The sequence below is a fragment of the Actinoallomurus acaciae genome, assembly GCF_042429965.1.
Lineage (GTDB): Bacteria > Actinomycetota > Actinomycetes > Streptosporangiales > Streptosporangiaceae > Actinoallomurus > Actinoallomurus acaciae.
Genome location: NZ_JBHLZP010000494.1, coordinates 1 through 5,880, shown reverse-complemented (window position 1 = coordinate 5,880; position 5,880 = coordinate 1). Strand labels below are relative to the sequence as shown.

Below are 5,880 nucleotides of genomic sequence, written 5' to 3'. Positions count from 1 at the left end.
ACGGTGACTGGCACACCGGGAACCCGGCCTGGAGCCCGGACGGCACGCGGCTCGCGTTCAGCGCGGCCACGGCGCCGGACGCGGACCTGGTCCACCGTGCGCCGGTGTACGTCCTCGACCTGGCCGACGCCGCGTCCCGGCCCGTCTCGGCCGGTCTCACCGGGGGAGCGGGCGGGCCCGTGACCTGGGCGCCGGACGGATCGGCACTGATCGTCGCCGGTACGCCCGGCGAACCGGTCGGCCACGCGAGGCTGCTGCGCATCCCGCTCGACGGCGGCGACACCGAAGACCTGACCGCGCCGCTCGACCGCAACGTGATGCCCGGCGGCCCCGCCTATCCCGGCGCCGCCCCGCGCCTGTCCGGCGACGGCCGTACCGTGCTGTTCTGCGCCCGCGACCGCGGCTGCACCCACCTGTACGCCGTCCCCGTCGACGGCGGTGCCCCACGGCCGGTCCTCGCCGGCGCGGGCCGGGTCGTCTCCGGGCTGTCGGTCGCCGGGACCACGGCCGTCACCGTGCTCGCGACCCCGGAGTCGTTCGGCGAGGTCGCGGTGGTCGACCTGGTGACCGGGGCCGAGACCGTCCGTACCGGCCACGGCGCGGCGCCGGCCGAGGTCACGGTGTTCCCGCGCGTGGCACGGGAGTTCACCGTCTCCGACGGCACCGTCGTGGAGGGCTGGATCGTCCGCGACCCCGCGACGCGCGGACCGGGCCCGCTGCTGCTCGACGTCCACGGCGGCCCGCACAACGCCTGGAACGGCGCCGCCGACGAGGTGCACCTCTACCACCAGGAGCTCGCCGCCCGCGGCTGGACGATCCTGTTGCTCAACCCGCGTGGCAGCGACGGCTACGGAGAGCGCTTCTTCACCGCCGCGCTCGGCGCGTGGGGCACCGCCGACGCCAAGGACCTCCTCGAACCGATCGACACGCTTGTCGCGGAGGGCGTCGCCGACCCCGGCCGGCTGGCCGTGACCGGCTACAGCTACGGCGGCTATATGACGTGCTACCTGACCGGCCACGACGACCGGTTCGCCGCGGCCGTGGCCGGAGGCGTGGTCAGCGACCTCACGAGCATGGCCGGGACCTCCGACGAGGCTCACTTCCTCGGCGAGCACGAGCTCGGCGGCCCGCACTGGGAGGAGCCCGGACGGTATGCCGCCATGTCGCCGCTGGCCCGCGTGGACCGGGTGCGCACGCCGACGCTCGTCATCCACGGCGCCGACGACCTGCGCTGCCCGGTCGGCCAGGCCCAGCAGTGGCACACGGCGCTGCGCGAACGCGGCGTGCCGTCCGAGCTCGTGCTCTACCCCGGGGGCGATCACCTGTTCATCATCGACGGGCCGCCCTCGCACCGGATCGACTTCAACCGCCGGGTCGCCGACTGGGTCGAGCGCCACGCCGCCGCCCGTCCGCGTCCCCGCCTGGACGCCGCGCACTGGCGGCGCCGGCTCACCACCCTCGCCGAACGGCACGGCGTCCCCGGAGCCGCACTCGGCATCCTGCGACCGGCCCCCGGCGGTGACGAGACCGCCGAGGCGGCCACCGGCGTCCTCAACCGGGAGACCGGCGTGGCGGCGACGGCCGACTCGCTGTTCCAGATCGGATCGGTCTCGAAGGTCTGGACGACCACCCTCGTCATGCAGCTCGCCGACGAAGGGCGGCTGGACCTGGACGCGCCTCTCACCGAGGTACTGCCCGGGCTGCGGCTCGCCGACGCGGAGACCGCGGCGAAGCTGACCATGCGCCACCTGCTCACCCACACGAGCGGCATCGACGGCGACGTGTTCTCCGACACCGGGCGGGGCGACGACTGCCTGGAGAGGTACACCGAGGCGCTGGCGGAGGTGGCGCGGAATCATCCGCTCGGCGCCACCTGGTCCTACTGCAACTCCGGCTTCTCGCTCGCCGGCCGGGTGGTCGAGAAGCTGACCGGCACGACCTGGGACGCCGCGCTGCGCGAGCGGATCCTCACGCCGCTCGGGCTCCGGCACACGACCACCCTGCCCGAGGAGGCGCTGCTGCACCGGGCCGCCGTCGGGCACGTCCACGACGATGCCGGCGAACCGGCCCGGGCCCCGATCTGGCAGCTTCCGCGTTCGGCCGGACCCGCCGGGCTGATCAGCTCGACCGTCGCCGACGTGCTCGCCTTCGCACGGATGCACCTGACCGGCGGCCGCGCACCCGACGGCACACGCGTGCTCGGCGAGGCGAGCGCCGCCGCGATGACCGAGAAGCAGGTCGACCTGCCCGAAGCGCACACGCTCGGCGACTCGTGGGGGCTCGGCTGGTCCCGCACCGGCTGGGACGGCCACCGGCTCATCGGGCACGACGGCAACACGATCGGCCAGTCCGCCTTCCTGCGCCTGCTGCCCGCCCAGGGACTGGCGGTCGTGCTCCTCACCAACGGCGGCGACGCGCACGGCCTGTACGACGCGCTCTTCCGCGAGATCTTCGCCGAACTCGCCGGGGTCACCATGCCCGAACCGCTCACACCACCGGCCGAGCCGGTCTCCGCCGACGTGGATCGCCACGCGGGCACGTACGAACGGGCGGGCGAGCGCCTGGAGGTGATCGGAGGCGAGCACCCGCTCCTGCGAAGGACCACCACCGGAGCGCTGGCCGAACTCGTCCCCGAGACCGATCGGGAACAGGAGTACGACCTGGTCCCGATCGGGGCGGACCTGTTCGCCGTCCGCGCCCAGCGGACGGGGACGTGGCTGTCGGTGACCTTCTACGCCCTGCCGACCGGCGAGCGCTACCTGCACTTCTCCGGCCGCGCCACCCCGAAGGTGGCGTGAGCCTCATGCGGCGGGACGAAGCGGGGTTCCGGTAGCGTTGCCGGCCATGAGCCGGATCGCGCGCCATGGCAGGTTGGTCGCTCACGAGGGACACGGGGCGGAACTCGCCGAACTGCTCCTGACGGCCGCCGCCGGTCTGGAAGGGGAGCCCGGGTGCGAGCTGTACCTGGTCAACCGCCAGACGGACGCGCCCGACACCATCTGGGTGACCGAACTGTGGCGCGACCAGGACGCACTGGACGCCGTACTCGAGACGATCAAGGGCAGCCCTGAGACGACCGCCGCGATGAAGCTCGTCGCGGCGGCGGAGATGATCGAACTGGACCTGCTGGGCGGCAAGGGCCCCACGCCCCCGACCACCGACCCCGCCTGAGACCTTCGCGAGCACCGCCCATGGCCGGTGGAAAACGCCACCCCGCGAGCGGGGGTCTTATGCGGTGAGGTGGTAGGTGGTGCCCGAGCTGCTCGCCACCCAGGCCCCGGGCAGCGCGGCGGCCAGCGCCTGCTGGGCGCGCCAGCCGGTGCAGTGGCCCGGCACCACCAGGTCGGGCGCGAGCCCGGTCAGTGCCTCGACCGTCGGCGCGATGATCGGTTCGAACGCCGGTCCGCCCAGGTGCAGGCCGCCTGCCAGCGCGTGCAGGCGGTCGATGCCGGTGAGTCGCCGGGCGTGGCGCACGATGTTGATCGCGCCGGCGTGGCCGCAGCCCGTCAGGATCACCAGGCCACGGCCGCGGACGTTCACGACCAGTGCCTGGTCGTCGATGACGGTCGGGTCGTGGGCCCACTCGGTGCCGGTCCAGGCCTGGTGCGGCGGCGGCATGCCGCGCTCGAACTCGGTCGTGCGGTCCACCTCACCGGTGATCAGCACGGATCCGTCCACCAGCAGCGAGGGAACGCGGCGCTCGATGACCTCGAAGCCCTCGCCCTTGAGGGCCCGGCGGCTCAGGGTCGGCAGTTCCTCGGCAGGGCGACCGGGCACCGCGAGCCGGCGCCGGGTCCACACCTCCGGATGCACGACCATCGGCAGCGAATGGACGCCGCGGCGGCCGGCCAGCCCCGCCAGTCCGCCGGCGTGGTCGAAGTGGCCGTGGCTGAGCACGACGCCGTGGAGGTCGTCGAGCGCGATGCCGAGCCGGTCGGCGTTGACGACCATCGCGTCGGGCGACAGGCCGGTGTCGAACAGCAACGTGGTGACCCGGTCGGCCCGGCGGACCCGGACGAGCGCGGAGAAACCGTGCTCGGCGCGCATCCCGGCGGGTGTGCGGCCGCCCTCGAACTGCGGCGCCGCCACCAGGCCCATCCCCATCGACGGCCGGCGGGTGCGCTCGTCACCGGTCAGGAGCCCGTCGAAGACGTTGTCCACCAAGGTGACGATCTCGACCTCGTCGACCGGCTCCAGCGCGATCGGGTCGACCGCCGCCCCCGGGGCCGGGCGTGGAAGAGAGGCCGCCGGCTCATGCGGTCCGGCCGTCGTGTCGCACATGGGGGCAGCCTAGAGGCGTGACGGATGAGGGTCCTCCTCGCCCCTCCGCTCCGGCCCGCCCCAGGCGAGGCGATGATCCGTCACGTCTTCGGGACGGTGTGCCGTGGGTACGAGCCGGACGCCTCTTCGTCGCGCTCCCCGGTCGCGCGCCCTCGGCCCACAGACGTCCGAGGGCGCGCTTCAGCGAGTCGAAGCGTCCGGCACCGCGTGACGATCGGCCCGGGGACGTGCCGTACGGGGGGCGGAGCAGCCGCTGACGCACGCGTCCCGACCCTCAGGCGCGGGTGAGTGCCTGGGCCGGTGGAGTGCGCAGGGCGCGGCGGGTGGGCACCTCCATCGTGAGGAAGGCGAGCCCGGCCACGACGGTCGCGATGGCGGGGAACAGCCACAGCGGCCCGGCCGGCCACGGGCGGTGCAGGAAGCCGGCGGACAGGAGCACGAGCGGTACGACCGACAGCAGCAGGCCGGTGCCGAGCGCGACGACGCAGATCAGCGCCGCCTCCCGGCGCATCATCGAGCGGATCTGCCCGGGCGTCGCGCCGATCAGTTGCAGCGCGGCGATCTCGTGGCGCCGCTGGACGGTGCTCGCGACGAGCTTGTTGGCGATGCCGAGGAGGAGGTAGCCGAGCAGCACCGCGAGGACCGCGATGTTGATCCACAGCTCCGGTGGCACTCCGTACGCGCCGTCCGGTGCTCCGTCGGCCCGGCCGAGGGCCAGCCCCGGACGTGAGGAGGCGAGGGCGGCCAGGCCGCGTGCGGCCGCGTCCGAGCCGTCGGTACGGATCAGCAGGCTCTGGTCGAGTCCCGTGGTGGTGTGCCCGGCGGCGAGGTCGCGCGAGATCGCCACGGGTCCGAACCCGAGGCCGCGTGAGTAGATCGCCACGACGCGGGCGTCGACCGGGGTGCCGTCGCCGAGGACCAGGCGTACGGTGCCGCCCACCGACACCCTCCGCGACCTGGCGGCCTCGGCGTCCACGGCGACCGTCGCGCCGGTGAGATCCGCCAGGTCGCCGGACCGCACGCCGAGGTCGAGGACCGAGGGCGCGGCCGGGGTCAGGATCGGCGCGGAGTGGTGGTCGGTCGCGTCGTCGCCGAGCATCTTGTACGTCCAGATGACCGTGGTCGTGGTGACCGGGGCGGCGGCCCGCACACCGGGCGTGGCCCGTACGGCGGACGCCAGGCCGTCGGGCAGGCCGCCCAAGCCGGGCGCGGTCATCGTGAACTGGGCCCGGGTGGCGGACTCGACGTCCTCGGACGTCGCCTTGAGCACCGTCGTCTGGGTCAGCGCGTAGGTCAGCGTGAACACGACCGTCATGGCGAGCGTGGTGACGGCGCCCGCGACGCGCAGGGCGTACCCACGGCTGTTCGCCACGGCGAGCCACGTCGGCGCGGACACCCCGGCCGGCAGCCTCCGCGCGAGCGTCCGGCTGATCCGGCCGACCACCACGGGACCGGCCAGCCCGAGGCCGATCGTGACGAGGATGCCGGCGAGGGCGGTCTCGGCGGCGGCCTGCTCCGTACGCGTCAGCAGCGGCCCGGCCGACAGGACGGTGGCGCCGGCCATCAGCAGGTACCCGGCGAAGGCGCGGCCCCGGGAGG

The 5,880-nt window shown here is 74.3% G+C and carries 4 protein-coding genes; 2 read left to right on the top strand and 2 right to left on the bottom strand.

Going from position 1 to position 5,880, the window contains the following annotated elements; translation table 11 throughout:
• Positions 1-2,798 (top strand): serine hydrolase (locus ACFFNX_RS39780; RefSeq protein WP_378211329.1); only part of this gene is annotated, 2,798 nt, incomplete at its 5' end.
• Between the two features lie 46 nt (positions 2,799-2,844).
• The gene (locus ACFFNX_RS39775; RefSeq protein ID WP_378211328.1) at positions 2,845-3,171 is read left to right on the top strand and encodes a putative quinol monooxygenase; all 327 of its coding nucleotides are present in this window, start codon (positions 2,845-2,847) and stop codon (positions 3,169-3,171) included.
• A 57-nt stretch (positions 3,172-3,228) separates the two neighbouring features.
• Here ACFFNX_RS39775 and ACFFNX_RS39770 read toward each other — a convergent pair whose 3' ends face one another.
• Positions 3,229-4,281 (bottom strand): MBL fold metallo-hydrolase, encoded by a 1,053-nt coding sequence (locus ACFFNX_RS39770; RefSeq protein ID WP_378211327.1) that lies wholly within the window; start codon positions 4,279-4,281, stop codon positions 3,229-3,231.
• A 274-nt stretch (positions 4,282-4,555) separates the two neighbouring features.
• Positions 4,556-5,880, bottom strand: a 1,325-nt coding sequence (locus ACFFNX_RS39765) for an FtsX-like permease family protein (protein ID WP_378211326.1), incomplete at its 5' end; no start/stop codon positions are given.

Bases quoted from the DNA above. Each gene is read 5' to 3' on its own strand.
- ACFFNX_RS39775 (WP_378211328.1), top strand. From the start codon at position 2,845: ATGAGCCGGATCGCGCGCCATGGCAGGTTGGTCGCTCACGAGGGACAC.
- ACFFNX_RS39770 (WP_378211327.1), bottom strand. From the start codon at position 4,281: ATGTGCGACACGACGGCCGGACCGCATGAGCCGGCGGCCTCTCTTCCA.